Genomic DNA, 16,174 nt, shown 5'->3' on the forward strand with positions numbered 1-16,174 from the left:
AGGGTTTTAACCGTTTATGCAGAAGAGTCCCAATTTTAAGTAAAACCTAAACCAATCACTACTTGATGAGCCACGGTGGCAAACCCGGAAAAACCTGCAAGTTCGGACATGTCTTCAAGGCTTGGGAAGAAGGTAGCAACGATGATCTGCAGAAGAAGATAGAGAACGGCGAAGTTCAGCACTTGGACGATTTTGGCGAAGGCGAATCCCTGATGAGTATGCTGAACCGGTGGAAATACTTGAAGTTCCGTTCAAGCGATCAGGGAACAGCTTACACAGGAATGTGGGTAGCCGTCGATGAACTAGACTCAAGCCTAGATTACGAAATAAACAAGATTTCCGAATCAATCCATATCTCCCCTCAGAGCCAGATGCACGCCCAGTTCATGGAGAGAAAACAACAGGCGGAAAACAATATTAAGCAGACGATGCAGAGCTACCAACAACTGGAGAAACAGAAGCACATGCTTCAACACGATATCAGAAAACTGAGGTCTCGAGTAGAAGCCATCAATTCACATGACGAAGTACTTTTGAAAGGAGACTTCATCGAACTGGTCGATGGAGCAGGACAAAGTCCGCGGCAGGGCGGTGATCAGATGAGTTTGAAAGCTTACAGAGACCAGAACATCTATCCCTCCATAGTAGCAGACTTCAACGAGATGGAAGGCGTTGAGGACCTAGAAACTGCAGAGCAGCGAGCCAAAAGATACGATGACAAGGACGAAGACGATCTAGAGGATGGTCCCCTGGCGGACATACCTACAAACGAGAAAGCCGTGCTGAAGAAGAAATGGAAGATGTACGAAAAATGGAAAGACCTCTACGGCTCCGAAGTCGAAAGAAAATTGAACGATCTGAAAGGACAGATGAAGAACATTCAGCGATCCATCGAAGAAACAGAGGAATGGTTGGAGCCCTATGTACGGGACGCCGCGATGATAAACAGGATGGGCGACGACCAAGCCCAATTAACCTCAAATCTGAATATCCGCGGCAATTCCACAATGTTCCGAACCATAGACTGGATCGTCCACAAAGGAATGCGGCTGCACGAAGGAGAAATGATGATAGCAGACGAACTAGACGAAGAACCAACGCACTACCGCGTAATGATGATTAAAACCATCCACGCCAACATCGCAGGATTCTCACAGCCACAAACACCTGCAGAAGGACCATCAGCCGGAATAGTAATGTGGTACCCCTTCTTCACATGCAAACACGTCTTCGACAACTTCGTACAACCTAAGATCGATAAGCATGAAAAACTGGTTGAAGACATGATGGACGACTACACCGGCAAATTCGAAACTAAAGAAGGCGATAAACTGAAGGAAGCCAGAAACGACGAAGAAATGTCAGTCCGAGAACTGAGAGAAAAAGTAGGAGAAAAACTCGACGACGATGAAAAAGCACCAATACAGCTCTCATCAGACATCAGAAGAGTGGAAGACGGACTAGAAACAGCCACAGAAGCAATAAACGACAAATACCTCAAAAAAATCGATGAGATACTAGATATAGAACTCCATCCAGACAATCAAGACAGCGACAACGATGATGACATGTACGAAGGCTTCTCCAAAACCCTAAGAGAATTCACAGGCCAAACCGACGAATTCAAAATACCTTCCGGCTGTAAACCTCTCGACGACTTCACCACAGAACTACGGTACAACTACTACTGGGGATTGAAACTAGACTTCGGAATGTACACAATGAAATAGGCGATAAAATGGCAAACTTCATACTAGAACGGATGAAAGAGAAATTCGGCGGAGACGACGAAGAAGACAAAGAGAAAGGCTTCCCCGACATGAACTACCTGATCGGCAACTCTTCTGCGATGGATGTGGGAGAAGTACCGACACCCATGGACCAGAGAATCGGCTACGCAGCACAAGTAGGCGGCAGCGTCATGGAACTCCAAATCACCAACCCCGCCACATTCACACTAGAAAGAGACTCCATGATCTCCACAATCCACCAACTAGGACTCGACATAACAACACACCCAGACATGAACGCAGGATTCTGCACAGCAGAAAAAAGCGCCCGAGGAGAAGAATACGGATACGACACAACCGAACAATACTTCACAAACTACCTCCAAGAACTAGCACAATTCAAAAAACACGTCGAAAAAATGGGCAAAGACGACGAACCACTCTTCAACATCGGTCGAATGAACCCACACATCTCCACCTCACCTATGCCAGCACTCGAAGAAAGAATGGCCAACGACGTAGGACTAGACCCATTCGGATACGAAATAAACAAATACGACGAAGACAGCATCAAAAAAAGAAACTACAGAGGAGAAAACATCTACAAAAACCCTGAATTCCTCAGAAAATTATACCACACGCTTTTTTTAGAAATATCTAACTATCCTTTCCAACAATATCAAAGCTTCTCTACATATTCAGATACATTCGATATCAAGTGGAGAAAATCTCAACATGAGGCAGCAAAGCAACTTTTCCATGATGAAGCAGACGATATCTCTGACAAGTTGGGAACTATATTAACAGGAAGAAGACAGGATCAAGGAGTTGGAAGGAAGTGGCTAGAAATACTTGACCAAGAGATAGAGCTAGAAGTTGCATTTCCTATACTCGCTCCAGATATAGAAAGAGACGATCAAGGAAATCCAACAACTTATAATGGAGTTATTCAGGAAGAAATTACCAGTTTGAAGCAACTACTCACTCAAAGATATGCGAGAGCGGAAGAAAGTCCCCCACCATTACAGAGAATGGACAATGTACTTTATCAAATAGAAAGTCTATCGATAGATGATTTAGCGCCTTTTAATCAAATTCCAGAGGAATATAGAGAAAGGTTCAGACAAGATGTAGCCTCTAAGGTAGATATCAAGCAAGTCCGAGACTCAACATTAAATGCTATAGGAACCGCCTTCGATAAGCTATGGGATGGAAAGAGTCCGGATCCCGAAGATCAATACATGTCTCAAGATGCAAAATGGAGCGGTCTACAGAGCCATTTAGAAATCCAACAAATCAGATTATTAGAGAATGCTTACAAAATTGGAAAAAATGAATACAATATTGAAGAAGAGGCTGCTACGGTCTTTGCGGGAAAAGACTTAAGCAAATTCGATGCAAGCGACCGGGAAGACATGGATGAGGAAGATATGCACGAGGATCTCCTCGAGCGTATTTTACAGGGCCAACAGTTTCAGCGTGAGATGTGGAAGGAGTCGATTATTTTTTATTTGATTATTCCGGCTTGGATGTCTTCTTCAGATGAGGTTGAGAATGATGATCATGAGGGTTGGGATGCTCCTCGATTTATTTGGGAGAGTATTGTGGAGGAAAGATGGGGTGATAGGGATGATGTCAATTTAGATTTAGAAAATCCTCGTAACGGTGTTTATGAGGATAAAGACGATGATGATAAGGAGGATGTGTACCATTACTTGGATTTATTAGAGGATAATCCTGAGTTCCAGCGTGATGTGGCTGCGGCTGTTGGTGCTTGTTATTGTTGGGCTCATTTTACTCAGAGGAAGGCTAAGTTTGATTTGAAGGGTCGTGACTTTGGTTTGAGTGATGATGAGGTTGAGGAAGTTCAGAATGAGGGTTGGACTTGGGTTGAGTGGATGAATCGTTTTGGTATTGGTGTGAATTTGGAGACTATGGCTGGTAGTCCTCAGATGCGGTTTAAGGTGTGGCGTCCGAAGGATATTGCTGTTGCTGCTCATGCGATTAATTTGACTACTAGAAGGATGTTTGAGGAGAATGGTGAGTTGGGCGGTTTGGAGGAGTTGAATGATGAGATTGATGGGCGTCCTGCTAAGTTTACGATTGATATGGAGCATGTTGCTTCTCTGGGTGCTCCGCCTTTGGATGAGATGGAGAGATTTTTCGAGATGGAGGAGTACCTGGCTGATTCTGACTGGGCGCTGGATATTGACTCTGAGAAACCTGTAGCAAATATTCTGCGGCAGATGCACTTGATGGATCCAGGTGTTGAAGGTCAGAGAGGTACGCACCACGGAGCTTTTGAAAGAGGCAATGAACTACTGTATAAATGGCTTTACAGGTTTGTGGACAACGGTTTTACCCGGAATGAGAACGAGCCGTCCACGATACTGTTTGAGCTAGCGGAGCATAAAGCAGAGTCCAGCTACATGATGCGGCTTACAATGAACCTAATTGAAATAGGTGTAACACCTGAAGAACTGGACCCAAGCAATGTAACACCAGGAGAAGAACCAGAAGACGAGAGAGAAGCTATGATCGCCCGATTCTTCGGAATGGAGCAAGCCAACTACAGCCGCGAATGGGCAAAAATCGAGGAACACGCCTTCGACCCACTGAAAGGACTGTTAGAAGCCGAAGAATTCGATTACACTTTCTCAAGTAAGGCAGCTGTTGACCAAGGACAGAACAGACCTCAAGAATGGCAAGGCGAAGAATATCAGTAGTCAGAACTTGGATTTTATGTATTTGAGAGCTTTCTTGCCTATTTTTTCAATCCTGTCTTCGCCGTTGTATCTTGGAGTAAATAGTCCATTTCTTGTCATCCTGGCTGCTTCTCCTAGCCGCATCTCCGGTTCGTCTCCATAGCCTAGAACGAGATAATTATTGTCATCTAGTTTTTGTGCTATTTGTTCAACTCCATCTACATGGTATTCATTTGTAGCGTAAACTCTCTTAGCATTTGGATCATCCTCCAACATCTTGTGCATCTCCTGAGCGGTTGTTTCTGGATCTACGAAGTTAACTATATCTTTATGCAGTACTTCAGATTCTTCTATCAAGTCTTCATGATATTCATGTGCGTAAATTTGAGGGTTGTGACCTGCAGAGTACATCAGGAAAGCTGTCTGTTCCGCCAGCTCTAATCTCTCACTGTTCTCGGCTTCACTCTTCCCTGCATGGAACATTAACTGATCAGCATCTTCAAAATCATCGAAAAAGTAACTGGCTGTATCTAGAGCATCTTGCCGCGACATTTCTTCAGAATAAGGCTGAATACTTCTACCCAACTCCTCCTTCACCCAACCACGAAAATTATTGTTTACCACAAAGTAACAAATATTTAGTAAAGTATAAAAGGATGCGGTCTTAACATGGAATTGTGATAGCATGAGTTCTAAGGATAAAATGAAAGAAATGCGTGAAAAGTCCCAGGAAAGAAGGATGGATTCTGCACAAGAGTTCTCAGACAAACTACTAGATAAACTCGGCGACAAAGTGAAAGTAGTAGCCGTCTGGGGGAGCGTTGCCAAAGGAGAGCACGGACACGACTCAGATATCGATACACTTGTTGTTTTAGATGATACTAAATTACAGAAAGATGTTCCTGAAGATGCTAAAAAGAAGATTAGGAAAAAGGTTACAGACCTTGCTAAGGAAACAGATGATAGAATTACTATCCAGTACTTCCCGTTCCTTACCGAGTTCTGGGACTCACTTAGGAAAGGAGAACCTCTAGCTATCGAAGCCGTGCGTAACGGCAGCCCGGTATACGACACAGGGATCTTTATGCCAGCTAAAAGACTGCTGGAAAGAGGAAAGATCAGTGGAACACAGGAATCAGTCAAGAAAAGATTGAAACTTGGTGCAGCAGGATACAAGAAAGCAGAGAAAACGATGAAGTCTTCACTTCCTCACAAACTCGAACAGGCAATGGCTAACGCCGGTCAGGCACCAATCATGCTTTCAGGAGCAAATCCTCCTCCAAAGGAGAAAGTTCCAGAGAAGCTTGAGGAAATGTTTGTAGAGCAGGATATGCTTGAGCAGGAGTATGTTGACATGGCTCAGGAAATCTACGACTTCGGTGACAAAGGTGAGAAAAATCCTGAGGAAGTGACTGGTGAAGAACTAGATGAGATGATGGAGAAGACAGACGACTATGTCCGAAGAATGCACAAGCTGGTCTCTCAGATGGGTGCAAAGAAGAAGGTCAGAGGACTGGTCGACGACTACAAGAAGTTCCTCAAGGCCAATGTCGCAGCACTCAGAGCACAAGATGTCGAACCACCGGAAGACAAGGACGACCTCCCACAGGTAGTAGAGCAGAACCTTGATGTCGACGAAGAACACCTGGAAATGTTCGACAGATGGGAGAAAGTAGTTGAAAAAGTCAAGGAGAAAGAGATGGACGACCTAGAAGACAAAGAAATCTACGAGCTCAAGAACGAAACCAGAGAATTCGTCAAGAAAGTAGGCAAAGAGTACCAAGAAATGAAGGAAGAGAAGACGGAGGAAGCAGAGAAGATGGCACCAGACATGGACACCACCTCAGTCGCCAAAGCAGCAGACACAGAGGAAATGGTTCCAAACCTTCAGGAAAAAGCTGAGAAAGAAGTAGAAAGTGAAGAAGACTCTGAGGAGGAAGAAAAGTAACTAGTCATCTGGGAAAAGATACTCATGGATATGTGAGTGTTTTAATTCCCACACTTTTTCTTTAATCTCTTCTTTATCGATGAATTCAGGTTTTCCTTCCCAAGACCCATCTTTATCTCCTCTAACTACTTCTGCTTCAAAGAATATTTCCGGTCCTCCGCTTCCGTTCTGTTCAACATCCAGTAATTGTGTAATCTCTACTTCGAAACCGGTTTCCTCCTTAACTTCTCTTCTGGCTGCTTCTTTCAAATCCTCATCTTCGTCCATGAAGCCTCCTGGAAGACGGTAACTTCCATCCAATTCTAAAGCAAGAACATCATCGTTTTCACCATGAGCCAGTACTGCAACAGTTGGTGGAGGCCAAAAAATCTTCGAAAACAGTTTCCCTAGATATTTCTCAGGGTAAGATTTGATGAAGGAACCGAAATTCATACACATATTGCTGAGGAAGGCTGAATTAAAAAAATGGATAGTGAGAAAAGTTTTGTTTAAATTTTGCAGGCGTCAGGGTTTCCTGTTCTTATTATGAGGGCTACAAGCAGTAAAACCCCTCCAAGCCTCAGACTGTTCCCCGCAAACGGCATTGATGCTAGTACTCCGCCAAAACCGAGGAGCGAGAGTACCCCAACACCACAAGAAGCACATCCTCCTGCAAGAAATCCTGGAAGGGCGCCCAGAGAGCTTAGGTTGATTCTATTCATTCTGAGCTGAACGACCGTATTGGTCATCGTCACTCCTACAAGCATTGAAAACCCTGCTGTAAGTAGAAGACCTGTATAACCCGCATTCATTATCATACCAGTTAAGCGAGTTGTAAATGCTATACTCCAGTACTGCATACCTGAAGACAGCATCTGGAGCGAGTAACCAGGATTAGCAGAGAAAATAGTGAGGAGAAAGGTTGAGAGCGATACCGCTGCAGTACCTAGAGCCCTCTTCCTATTTGAAACAGAGCCCTTGAGACCCTGTGAAAGACCTCTCTTCCATGCCTGCGGATTCACTTTTACTTGGATTGCCATCTTATCCTGCCATCCATTGATCTCTTCTTTCAAAGAGTTCGTCATGGAAATCCCAATAACTATCCTGCTCATGCTCATATACACAGTTCGCTGCCTGGTGAGCCATAGGTCCGTTCGGATGTAATTGTGGGACAGGATAGTCCTTCGAGATGAACTCTACTTCGCCAGTGTCAATGTACTGGCTTTCAAGATTACTTGCGATGTTCATCTTGTCGATAGGAGTTCTGCCTGAGGCATCTATTCCCTGCCATTCAGCGCAGAACGGACAACCAAACTCGTTGTATTCTACGACTTTGATCGATGCGTTCTCATCGCCTTTGCTCGGCTCGCCTTCAAGCTCAATTCCATCTAAAGTTGTCAAATTTCCGGGACTATCGCTTCTGACTGTTTTGAATGCTTGTTCAAATCTTGAAAGCGGCTGTGCACCCGTAATCTTGACGAAACCTTTCTCCTGGTTCCCTACGAAGAATGTTGGAGTTCCAAAGCCGCCCAATTTTTGAGCTGCAGTATTTCTATCTTCCAAGGCTTCCTCGTTATCTGATTCCTGGTAACACTGCATCACCTTATCCGTATCGAGCTCTAGATCGTTGGAGATTTGACGGAATGTTTCCTCTGGAGTCTGACCGGTTGAAGCTTCTGCCTCATCACCAGGGTTAGGATCTAAGTTCTCAGTCCCAGTCTTATCTTGGTTAGGTGCCGCCATTGTTCCTGCAGCGAACCCTCCTAGACCGCCAACTACAAGACCTGCTGCGAGAGAGAAAATCGCAGCCTGCTTTGCAGTAAATTCAAGTGTTAAACCTTCTTCAGTCATTCTGGACCCTCTCTAATTTTTGAGTATGCTGATTTACTATCTGAACTCATATTTTCTGACAAGAATTCTGGTTTCATATTGATACAAGGTTTACAAAGGATATTAAAGGGTCAAGTGGACTTAGTGATACATGGTTTCGAGGTCGATACGGCATGTCTAAAAAACAGGGCAGTATCCCTGTCTGGTGTAAAAGTGAGGAGTGGTGTGCGTTGAAATCTACTTCAAAGATTCTCGGTCACAAGTGGGTTCCTGTCATCACATACCACATTCATGATAACGAAGAAATTCGCTTCTCAGAGATAAAGAAAGAAGTGGGTGGCATAACCAACAAGACCCTAAGCAACAACCTGGACAGAATGGAGGAACAAGGCATAATCAACAGAAATGTAGAGGACGACAAGCCTGTGAAGATCACATATGACCTAACAGAGTTCGGAGAAAAACTGATCCCTCTCGTTGAAGAAATGATCTCCTGGGGACAAGACAACCTAAGAGAAGGAAATAAAGATGAAGCATGGGTGAAATAAAGACCAGCTATAAACCCCCGCATTTCAAAATTTTCTACTGTGATAAAATGAAGTCCAAAGTACACGCAGAATCAAAGAACCAGACAAAGGTAGAAGTAAATGTCAGAGGATACAGTTTTGAGATAGACGAACCAGAGGCAGAAGGTGGAACCGGTTCCGCTCCAAATCCTGTAGAGTATGAACTCGGAGCACTTACAGGCTGTCTCAACGTTGTAGCGCATCTGGTCGCAAAAGAGAAAGGGGTTGAACTTGAATCACTTGAGATAGATGCCTCCGGAGAACTCAATCCAGCAAAATTCCAGGGAAAGGAAACAGATGAAAGAGCAGGCTTCCAGGAAATCGAACTCAACATAAAGGCAGAAGCTGACACCGACGACGAAACACTGAGAGAAATCTTCGAAGAAGCAGAGAAAAGATGCCCTGTCAGAGACAACATCAACCACGAAACACCGGTAGAACTCAACATAAACACCTGAAACCCCGACAGATATTTACGTAAAGAACCCATAACCAGTAATATGGAAGAAAACGTGGGAGACACTGACAGCATCGTCCGCATCACACTAGGAGCAGTAGCAGGGCTACTATCGCTTGGAATACTGGCTGATGTACTGCCTTCCAGTCTGACACTACCCGAGATTGCATCACCAATCCTGGGAGTTGTAGCGATCGCACTGCTGGCAACAGGATTCACAAGCAAATGTGGACTCTACTCCGTATTAGGCATGGACACTAGAGAATAAAATTTTCTCACTTTTTCTTTTCTAAAATTTCTGAGTAGCGTGTCCCAAGCGATTAAGTGCTAATTGTATCTTTTAGCAAGCTGAGGATTTGGGATTTTCAAAAAAGAGGGAAAAAGAAAATAGAATTTATTAACTCTGAACTTCACTCATAACCTTCTCTGCTATCTCCTGATTGTTTTCTCCCTGCATCAACAGGTGTGAGTTGCCTTCTATGCCCATGTCTGGTAGTGAGATCATCTCTGCTTCTCCACCGTTCTCGTTGATGAGGTCGATGGTTGTTTCACATGCCTGTTTTCTACCTGTCTGTCCTCTTTCTTGGACGTAGTCGCCGTAGACTGCGACGAACTCCGTGCCGCTGAACACCTGGCTTTCTGTTTCAGGACATCCAACAGGTTCAACAGCGACTAAGGTCTCAATAAGCTCAGGCCTCTGCCTTGCTACCTCGAAACCTGTGGCTCCTTCCGCCGAGTGAACGATTACTGTTGCAGGACCGGTTCTTTCAAGTAGATCGATCAGTGCTTCTGTGGAGGCCTCCGAGCCGAAGCTCATGCCTCCCTGAGCTGAACCTTGACTGCTTCTTCCTGACTGTTGACTCTGTCCTGAGAGGTTTCCATCGAACTGCCCACCTTGACCTTCAGTTCTACTAGACTGACCTGAAGCTCCTCCCTGTCCTGAACGGGTCGATGTGTACTGCGGGAAGTTATCCTCAAGTTCCTGAATCTGGCTGACAGGATACTTGCTGTCGTCGTAAGCTTCTCCCTGTTGTGGTCCGAAGCCCCACTTGCTCCACGCACGACCAAGACTCCACTGAGATGTACTTACTGAATCATCCACTGTCTCATTCGAGTCGACGATGTTCGGCGGATTGTAAACATAAGAAGTGTACCCTTTCTCATCGAATATCTGAGCCCAGCCATCTCTATCATCCGGAGTATCCGTGTAAATATACTCGTCAAGGCCTAGACCCGGAACCATCACGACAGGATCGCCGCCTTCCGAATCACTGAACTTATACACTTCCGCACGCTCCTGAGGGCCTTCACCACCGACAAAAAACACCTCTTCAACGCTACTCTCCGTCGAACCATCACCTGAGGCCTGTAAAGCCATCAAAGCCGCGACCGACACAATAGACAGGAAAAAGACCGTTAACACGATTTTAGTAGACTCGTCCTTCAACTTATTGAAATAGTTCTCTTTCATACCCAGAAACAGTTCACAGGGATTTAAACCCTCCTCTCCCAACTAACACCCAAATTCAATCAGAGCTTAAAGTTTTCTTTAAATGTTTAAATAACTCTTTAAACGGATCTATCAAAGATTCGAATGCAATACTTATTCCGGTGATATTAAAGTTCTGAATAAGGGAAAAAGTACTTTTCTTATTTTTACCATCTAACTTTAAGATGTATTCATCTCCTTCCGGTTCAGGTTTAATTAAGCCTCTTTCTAAGTCATATTGATCTAAATTTCTAAGTTTGGTTTCATCGACATCCGTTATGAATGTGGTTCTTCGCGACACATCATCATTTTTGATTTCTGCGTCAATATAGCCAGCTCTGTCAAGTTCTTTGAGTTCTTCTATATGTTCGTATGGGTCAAAGTGTTCATGATTTACTATTTTCCTCAGTAATTTTTCTTTCTCTTCATACATGTGAATAGATTTTCCCATCTTAATTCAAAAGTACACCGTCTTTTTAGATGGTGTACGGTTTACTGATAGGTTTCGTAGAGAATAACACCAGAGGCCACTGTCACAAACATGTCTGGTAGGTAGGCGAATACTCCGAGTCCGAGGCCTCCTTTGATGCCGAAGAGTGTCTGTACCAGCGGGCTGGATGCTGTGGCATACATCAGGAGTGCAAGGCTGAAGATTGTGAGGCTTCTGCCCATGTCTGTTCCCATCTGTTTGTAGAGTTTGTAGTAGTTGATGGAGAGTGCTGACAGGAGGACGATGTTTGCTGATGTGAAGAAGACTTTGGCGAGTATGATGTTTTCGAATATTCTTCTGTGGCCGAAGAAAGTCATCAGGTTGTTGGCAAGTATTGCTGTGGCTGCTCCAAATATTAGGCTTCCGACGATTATTGTTTTTAGCTCGTTTTCTGGCTTCATTTCTCTACACCTGATTGTTCTGCGATTCTTTCTATTTCATCCATGTATTTCTGCGTTTTATCTGTCAAAAAATAGTTTTTACCGTAGCCTTCTCTCATCGTCTCTATAACCTCGCTGTCCTGAAGCTTCTCCAAATGATGCTCTACCGTCTTGTAATCAAGATCAAGCACTTCTGAAAGCTGGTTGGCATTACTCGGGCTATCCCGGAGAAACATTATAATCCTCAACCTGTTATCTCCTCCTCTACTCCCTGCGATAAGCCACCAAAGTGCTTTCTTGAAATTATCCATTTTCCAACCGCTATCATCAAAACTACAATAATCCCATTTAACTTCTCAGATTTTGGAAAACCCAAAAAGGAATTGCCGAAGATCTCTTATAACACAACAACCCAAATAACACCCAAATTCAGCATCCACCCTGATCCACTAATAATTTCAATTAAGAAAGGGAAAAACAGCAGATAAAAATCAGTGATTTAATTTATCTCCAGATCTTCTCCCTGACTTTCTTCAGACCATTCTACTTCCATCTCGATCGACAGATCGCCATCTTTTTCTTCCTCGACTTCGATCTCGAACTCTACCTGGTCGGACGGTGTTAACTCTATGCTGTCCTGTCCAGCCTTGAGCTCAACCTTGCCGTCTCCAATTTTATCAGCCAGATCATGAAGTTTCTGGGCTGCATCCTCTCTGCTCATCATACTTTCCGTGCGTAGAAGTTTTCGTGACATAGTAGATAATGGAGCCTGAAATGTATTATCTCTTTCGTTTGAAGATATCAACTTTCTGAATAAGAAAGAAGAAAAAGATTCTATTAAGAGAGATTTCATCCTGAAAGAAATCTGTCATAGAATTTCTCCGGCGGGCAGAACCCTGTGAAAGAACTTTGCAGAAGATTCAGACCTGCGAACAGGGTTACCAGGTAGAAGTACTCGTGGATAAACCATCCTGCCAGGAAAGCTGCTGTTATCACGGATCCCGCAAACCTGCGCACAAACTGTTTTTTCTTCACTCGAAATCACCTCCGGAGATTTCTGCGAAGTGAAAGCAAAGTGCATTCACTGTTAATCACCTCCTTCCACTGATTTCTGAGATCTTCCGGATCTGTAACGGTAAACTATAGCAGCCAGTACAAGAAAAGCAGCTGCGACACCGATGTAGATAAGTGGAGACTGTGTTCTCCCCGTCAGCTCTATTCCAGTCTGTTCTGTAAAGGTGTAGACTGATTGATCACCTTCCTCGCTGTCTCCGTTTGCCCGGAACTGAACTTTAAGCTGATGCCTCTTCAGCGATGCGCTCCTATCAGCAGAGATCTTCATGACTGCCTCTGAAGTTTCACCTGATTCGATCTCACCGATATAATTAGATCGGTCCTCTAAGCCGAATGGTTGGCTTCTCTCAGCTATCACTCTTGCCGTAACTGACTCAGCATCCTGCTCACCGGTGTTCCTGACATTGACTCTGAGCTGAGATGTATCTCCTGCCTTCATCTCCATACTGGAGTTGACAATCTCCAGGTCCGGCCTCCCCTCGACTCTGAGTGGAATATTAAGTCCTTCGCTGTAGCTGTTGCCTGATTCGTCTTCATAGGTCGCTGATAGATCAACTGTATGCAGACCTGGCTCAAGATCTTCGTCAAGGTTGAAGGATATTGTTTTCTCCGCTGAGTCGCCCTCCATTAACTTGTTGATGTAGAATTTTTCGTCACTGGAGTAAGAGGGCTGTATTCCTTCAGGAGTTGAAGGCCTGAGATCAATCTCCTCTACAGGCTTGTTGCCGGTGTTCGTGAATCTTACCTGCGCCTCAACGTAGTTATCTCCCCGCCTCGGTACTGAAGGCTGTGTCGAGACGACGTTACTGGATAGATCCACTCCTTCATTATCTACAGGCATCGAAAAATCCCGGATAACCGTAAAGTTGTAATCCCCGTCTTCTGTCTGAATCTCTATTGGTTCGCCGTTTTCCAGATACTGTATATGTAATTCGAAGTCATACATTCCTGTTGGAGCACCTGAATCGACTTTAACCTGGTAGCGCTGATTCCAGACACCGTTTGGATAAAGGAAACCTATAGATTCATCTCTGTCATCCTCTATAGTGATGTATTCACGAGTTAAACGATTATCTGGTTTTAGAACTACTTTGAGGTGTTTATCCTCGTCCCAGTTCTTGTCAGGATAATCTGTCTCATGCATGTTGGCTGAGATGTTAACTCTGTCTCCGGCTGTTATGAATCCTGGGTCGAAGCTTACTGCGTCAAGTTTTGGAGCTGATGAAGCTGCCCCGATTGAAACTGTAATAATTGAAAGTGTTAATGCAATTTTGAGAGCTGTTGAGTGTGTGTTGTTTCGTTTCATAGTATCAATTTTTACGAGACTGTTTGTTTGCCGTCTATCATGATTATCAGGGTTGGAAGTAGGAAAACAGCTCCTATGTAGGCTGAGATGATTCCTGTGAAGAGGAAGATTCCGAGTGCGTGCATACCTGTAAGGTTTGCTGCTAGTAATGCAAGGAATCCTACTCCTGTGGTTGTGGATCCTCCTAGCAGTCCTCTTGAAAGTTCCACCATTGTCTTGCTTAATCCTTCTGCCCCTCTCTCCGTATTGAAGTATTTCTTGGTGACGTGGATGCCGAAGTCGATACCGAGCCCCATTATCATCGCTGCTGAAACCATTGAGATTATAGTCAGGTTGGCGCCGAGATAACCTCCAAGTCCGAGCATCCAGATCAAACCAAACATGACGGGTACAATCGGGAACATCATCCTCTTAACGTCGCGGAAAACGCCGAATAAAACAAGTAGGACGGCTGCGAACGAGACCCCTGTTATCATCATGAAATCAGATATAATGACCTGGAAAGTTGCCAAGTCAATCATATTATAACCGGTTAAATAGTAGTCCTCAGTGGTCTCCGACTGTACCGCTGTATGGATGTCGTCGTAGAGTTTCTGTATCTCACCAGAATTCGCCTGAGTATCAGTCCTAACAGCCACAATTCCGGTTCTGTAGTTTTCTGAGATCATGCTCCGGTAATCAAACCTGTCTAATCTATCCTTGTCCTCAGGTATTTGACCATACTTCTGGACGAGCATTGAGGCAGGTGACTCGGTTGAATGAACATTTTCACTCCGTTGAATCCGGTTCTCAATCCTGTTCATCTCCTCCAGCAGCTCGGTATTCCTGATGTCCTGATCTGATTCGAATACGATGTATGTGGTGTCACCTGAGAACTTTGCACGCAGAGTATCCAGAGATTCAACGGTCGGATCATCTTCAGGCAGAATCGCCTCTGTACTTGGCTTGACCTCCAAGTTCAATGCTCCAGGAATAACAAGTAAAGTGAGAACTCCCATCAATACTAGAACTTTCTTGGGCTGTTCTATCTGGTATTCTACCAGTCTTGAAGCCATTTCCTCTATTATCACCGGAAAAGTTCACCTCTTGAGAGGTTTTCCTGCGTCTCAGAAAACTTGTTTTCGGCCACTAGAAGTCGTGCCTCCAGTCGATTGATTCATGGATTTTCTTCATGATTTTCTCCTCAAGCACGAAAACACTTGGAAGGAGGAAGAAACTGAACAAGAGAGCATAACCGATTCCTATCGACATTATTAAACCGAAACGATGCATCTCAGGCATCGCACCTGACAAAAATGCCATGAAAGCACTGATTGTGGTTATAGATGTTGCGACGATTGCTACTCCGGTTTCACCGACTGCTTCAGAGAGTGCTTCGCCGATAGTGTTGTCTCTCCTGTGGAACCTGTAAGTATTGAGTATATGAACCGAGTAGTCGATTCCTATCCCTATTACGAGCGCTGCAACTGATCCAGCAAGCGTTGAAAGCGGAATTCCCAAGTAGCCCATTGTTCCGTAGAGCCAGATGACTGAAAGTGCGACAACTATTATAGGCATTAATGCGGAAGAGAAACTACCCTGAAAAAGACCTAGAGTGATCAAGAATACTAAGCCAAGTGAAATCATCGTAGTAACATTTTTATCGCGTTCAACCATGCTGGATAATCTCTGCTGTACTGCTGGAACACCTGAAATCTCAGTTTCGACACCTTCAGGCATCTTATACTCAGCCTCATTTTCGATATCCTTGAATATTCTGTCCATCTCATTTCCAGAATCTCCCACATAGGTATAAGCTGTTATTACGGCGTTCTGATCTCTCTCATCTACTAATCCTTCCCTCTGTAACGGTGACATCACCTGAGTAACTCCGTGGATATCTCTGATATCATTGGAAAGATCTTCGATATAGACCGCTGTACTGTTTTCGTGGATACTCTGAACTCCATCCTCTTTGTTTCCTGTCGATATCTTTACTGCGATAGAGTCTTTACCAATGCCTTCCGCTCTCAAGTTATTGACTCCCTCAACCGGTGTTGAACTGGCTGGCATCATGTTTTCCAGTGCAACAATTGTCTCAACTCTCGCCATTCCAGGAATCATAGCCATTGAAAGGAAAATGAAAAACAAGACTACCTCTAGGGCGTGGTTCTCCTGGAACTCTGTGAGTTTTTCCAACCATTTTTTCTGTTGCATTTAGTTCAACTTTATTACACAAAC

Annotated in this window: 19 protein-coding genes; 6 read left to right on the forward strand and 13 right to left on the reverse strand. The window is 44.3% G+C overall.

The genetic code is table 11. From position 1 onward, the window contains the following. Nucleotides 1-65 precede the first annotated feature (65 nt). Nucleotides 66-1,730 (forward strand): helix-turn-helix domain-containing protein, encoded by a 1,665-nt coding sequence (locus tag LC1Nh_RS04085; protein WP_153550433.1) that lies wholly within the window; start codon nucleotides 66-68, stop codon nucleotides 1,728-1,730. Between the two features lie 8 nt (nucleotides 1,731-1,738). Then, nucleotides 1,739-4,456, forward strand: coding sequence for a hypothetical protein (locus tag LC1Nh_RS04090; protein ID WP_153550434.1), 2,718 nt, complete (start codon nucleotides 1,739-1,741; stop codon nucleotides 4,454-4,456). Here LC1Nh_RS04090 and LC1Nh_RS04095 read toward each other — a convergent pair whose 3' ends face one another. Next, complete coding sequence (locus LC1Nh_RS04095; protein ID WP_153550435.1) at nucleotides 4,457-5,059, reverse strand: hypothetical protein; 603 nt, start codon at nucleotides 5,057-5,059, stop codon at nucleotides 4,457-4,459. A 61-nt stretch (nucleotides 5,060-5,120) separates the two neighbouring features. On the opposite strand from LC1Nh_RS04095, the gene LC1Nh_RS04100 reads away from it, so the two are divergent. Continuing rightward, nucleotides 5,121-6,383 carry a nucleotidyltransferase domain-containing protein gene (locus tag LC1Nh_RS04100; RefSeq protein WP_153550436.1) on the forward strand — a complete coding sequence of 421 codons (1,263 nt, stop codon included), beginning with the start codon at nucleotides 5,121-5,123 and terminating at the stop codon, nucleotides 6,381-6,383. Here the strand turns inward: LC1Nh_RS04100 and LC1Nh_RS04105 are convergent, their stop codons facing one another. From LC1Nh_RS04105 to LC1Nh_RS04115, 3 genes are read right to left on the reverse strand one after another with little or no spacing between them, the layout of a single operon-like run. Next, nucleotides 6,384-6,815, reverse strand: a complete 432-nt coding sequence (locus LC1Nh_RS04105; RefSeq protein ID WP_153550437.1) for an NUDIX hydrolase — start codon at nucleotides 6,813-6,815, stop codon at nucleotides 6,384-6,386. It lies immediately after the preceding gene. A gap of 56 nt (nucleotides 6,816-6,871) precedes the next feature. Continuing rightward, complete coding sequence (locus LC1Nh_RS04110) at nucleotides 6,872-7,474, reverse strand: hypothetical protein (protein ID WP_153550438.1); 603 nt, start codon at nucleotides 7,472-7,474, stop codon at nucleotides 6,872-6,874. Beyond that, nucleotides 7,404-8,213 carry a thioredoxin domain-containing protein gene (locus tag LC1Nh_RS04115; protein WP_153550439.1) on the reverse strand — a complete coding sequence of 270 codons (810 nt, stop codon included), beginning with the start codon at nucleotides 8,211-8,213 and terminating at the stop codon, nucleotides 7,404-7,406. Before LC1Nh_RS04115 ends, LC1Nh_RS04110 begins: the two co-directional genes overlap by 71 nt. A 152-nt stretch (nucleotides 8,214-8,365) precedes the next feature. Here LC1Nh_RS04115 and LC1Nh_RS04120 point away from each other — a divergent pair, with 152 nt between their 5' ends. From LC1Nh_RS04120 to LC1Nh_RS04130, 3 genes are read left to right on the forward strand one after another with little or no spacing between them, the layout of a single operon-like run. After that, a complete protein-coding gene (locus LC1Nh_RS04120; RefSeq protein ID WP_153550440.1) occupies nucleotides 8,366-8,740 on the forward strand; it encodes a winged helix-turn-helix transcriptional regulator in 375 nt (124 codons plus the stop codon). 47 nt (nucleotides 8,741-8,787) lie between these two features. Then, a complete protein-coding gene (locus LC1Nh_RS04125; protein ID WP_153550441.1) occupies nucleotides 8,788-9,216 on the forward strand; it encodes an OsmC family protein in 429 nt (142 codons plus the stop codon). Between the two features lie 42 nt (nucleotides 9,217-9,258). Continuing rightward, on the forward strand, nucleotides 9,259-9,483 hold the full coding sequence (locus tag LC1Nh_RS04130) for a YgaP family membrane protein (RefSeq protein WP_153550442.1): 225 nt from the start codon (nucleotides 9,259-9,261) through the stop codon (nucleotides 9,481-9,483). Between the two features lie 129 nt (nucleotides 9,484-9,612). Here LC1Nh_RS04130 and LC1Nh_RS06185 read toward each other — a convergent pair whose 3' ends face one another. The 9 genes from LC1Nh_RS06185 to LC1Nh_RS04175 all read right to left on the reverse strand — a co-directional run bounded on the left by LC1Nh_RS06185 (nucleotide 9,613) and on the right by LC1Nh_RS04175 (nucleotide 16,150). Beyond that, the gene (locus LC1Nh_RS06185; protein WP_256727618.1) at nucleotides 9,613-10,686 is read right to left on the reverse strand and encodes an alpha/beta hydrolase family protein; all 1,074 of its coding nucleotides are present in this window, start codon (nucleotides 10,684-10,686) and stop codon (nucleotides 9,613-9,615) included. A gap of 55 nt (nucleotides 10,687-10,741) precedes the next feature. Further along, nucleotides 10,742-11,155, reverse strand: coding sequence for a hypothetical protein (locus LC1Nh_RS04140; RefSeq protein WP_153550443.1), 414 nt, complete (start codon nucleotides 11,153-11,155; stop codon nucleotides 10,742-10,744). 41 nt (nucleotides 11,156-11,196) lie between these two features. After that, entirely contained in the window at nucleotides 11,197-11,595 is a 399-nt protein-coding gene (locus LC1Nh_RS04145) for a DUF8036 family membrane protein (protein WP_153550444.1), read from the reverse strand. Next, the gene (locus tag LC1Nh_RS04150) at nucleotides 11,592-11,885 is read right to left on the reverse strand and encodes a winged helix-turn-helix domain-containing protein (protein WP_153550445.1); all 294 of its coding nucleotides are present in this window, start codon (nucleotides 11,883-11,885) and stop codon (nucleotides 11,592-11,594) included. Before LC1Nh_RS04150 ends, LC1Nh_RS04145 begins: the two co-directional genes overlap by 4 nt. 188 nt (nucleotides 11,886-12,073) lie before the next feature. Continuing rightward, nucleotides 12,074-12,328, reverse strand: a complete 255-nt coding sequence (locus LC1Nh_RS04155; protein WP_217907014.1) for an amphi-Trp domain-containing protein — start codon at nucleotides 12,326-12,328, stop codon at nucleotides 12,074-12,076. Nucleotides 12,329-12,423: 95 nt separating this feature from the next. Beyond that, nucleotides 12,424-12,609 (reverse strand): YgaP family membrane protein, encoded by a 186-nt coding sequence (locus LC1Nh_RS04160; protein ID WP_153550447.1) that lies wholly within the window; start codon nucleotides 12,607-12,609, stop codon nucleotides 12,424-12,426. 52 nt (nucleotides 12,610-12,661) lie between these two features. Continuing rightward, a complete protein-coding gene (locus LC1Nh_RS04165; protein WP_153550448.1) occupies nucleotides 12,662-13,954 on the reverse strand; it encodes a COG1361 S-layer family protein in 1,293 nt (430 codons plus the stop codon). A gap of 11 nt (nucleotides 13,955-13,965) precedes the next feature. Next, nucleotides 13,966-15,024: an MMPL family transporter gene (locus tag LC1Nh_RS04170; RefSeq protein ID WP_153550449.1), complete on the reverse strand. Its 1,059-nt coding sequence runs from the start codon at nucleotides 15,022-15,024 to the stop codon at nucleotides 13,966-13,968. A 58-nt stretch (nucleotides 15,025-15,082) separates the two neighbouring features. Next, the gene (locus tag LC1Nh_RS04175; protein WP_153550450.1) at nucleotides 15,083-16,150 is read right to left on the reverse strand and encodes an efflux RND transporter permease subunit; all 1,068 of its coding nucleotides are present in this window, start codon (nucleotides 16,148-16,150) and stop codon (nucleotides 15,083-15,085) included. Nucleotides 16,151-16,174: the final 24 nt, after the last annotated feature.

This window comes from Candidatus Nanohalobium constans, assembly GCF_009617975.1.
GTDB classification, from domain to species: Archaea; Nanohalarchaeota; Nanosalinia; order Nanosalinales; family Nanosalinaceae; genus Nanohalobium; species Nanohalobium constans.

What these genes read in the sequence shown, in the direction of transcription:
- LC1Nh_RS04090 (WP_153550434.1), top strand. Translation starts at nt 1,739, where the DNA reads ATGGCAAACTTCATACTAGAACGGATGAAAGAGAAATTCGGCGGAGAC.
- LC1Nh_RS04115 (WP_153550439.1), bottom strand. Translation starts at nt 8,213, where the DNA reads ATGACTGAAGAAGGTTTAACACTTGAATTTACTGCAAAGCAGGCTGCG.
- LC1Nh_RS04165 (WP_153550448.1), bottom strand. Translation starts at nt 13,954, where the DNA reads ATGAAACGAAACAACACACACTCAACAGCTCTCAAAATTGCATTAACA.
- LC1Nh_RS04175 (WP_153550450.1), bottom strand. Translation starts at nt 16,150, where the DNA reads ATGCAACAGAAAAAATGGTTGGAAAAACTCACAGAGTTCCAGGAGAAC.
- LC1Nh_RS04120 (WP_153550440.1), top strand. Translation starts at nt 8,366, where the DNA reads ATGTCTAAAAAACAGGGCAGTATCCCTGTCTGGTGTAAAAGTGAGGAG.
- LC1Nh_RS04105 (WP_153550437.1), bottom strand. Translation starts at nt 6,815, where the DNA reads ATGAATTTCGGTTCCTTCATCAAATCTTACCCTGAGAAATATCTAGGG.
- LC1Nh_RS04125 (WP_153550441.1), top strand. Translation starts at nt 8,788, where the DNA reads ATGAAGTCCAAAGTACACGCAGAATCAAAGAACCAGACAAAGGTAGAA.
- LC1Nh_RS04110 (WP_153550438.1), bottom strand. Translation starts at nt 7,474, where the DNA reads ATGAGCAGGATAGTTATTGGGATTTCCATGACGAACTCTTTGAAAGAA.
- LC1Nh_RS04140 (WP_153550443.1), bottom strand. Translation starts at nt 11,155, where the DNA reads ATGGGAAAATCTATTCACATGTATGAAGAGAAAGAAAAATTACTGAGG.
- LC1Nh_RS04155 (WP_217907014.1), bottom strand. Translation starts at nt 12,328, where the DNA reads ATGTCACGAAAACTTCTACGCACGGAAAGTATGATGAGCAGAGAGGAT.
- LC1Nh_RS04100 (WP_153550436.1), top strand. Translation starts at nt 5,121, where the DNA reads ATGAGTTCTAAGGATAAAATGAAAGAAATGCGTGAAAAGTCCCAGGAA.
- LC1Nh_RS04085 (WP_153550433.1), top strand. Translation starts at nt 66, where the DNA reads ATGAGCCACGGTGGCAAACCCGGAAAAACCTGCAAGTTCGGACATGTC.
- LC1Nh_RS04130 (WP_153550442.1), top strand. Translation starts at nt 9,259, where the DNA reads ATGGAAGAAAACGTGGGAGACACTGACAGCATCGTCCGCATCACACTA.
- LC1Nh_RS06185 (WP_256727618.1), bottom strand. Translation starts at nt 10,686, where the DNA reads ATGAAAGAGAACTATTTCAATAAGTTGAAGGACGAGTCTACTAAAATC.
- LC1Nh_RS04150 (WP_153550445.1), bottom strand. Translation starts at nt 11,885, where the DNA reads ATGGATAATTTCAAGAAAGCACTTTGGTGGCTTATCGCAGGGAGTAGA.
- LC1Nh_RS04145 (WP_153550444.1), bottom strand. Translation starts at nt 11,595, where the DNA reads ATGAAGCCAGAAAACGAGCTAAAAACAATAATCGTCGGAAGCCTAATA.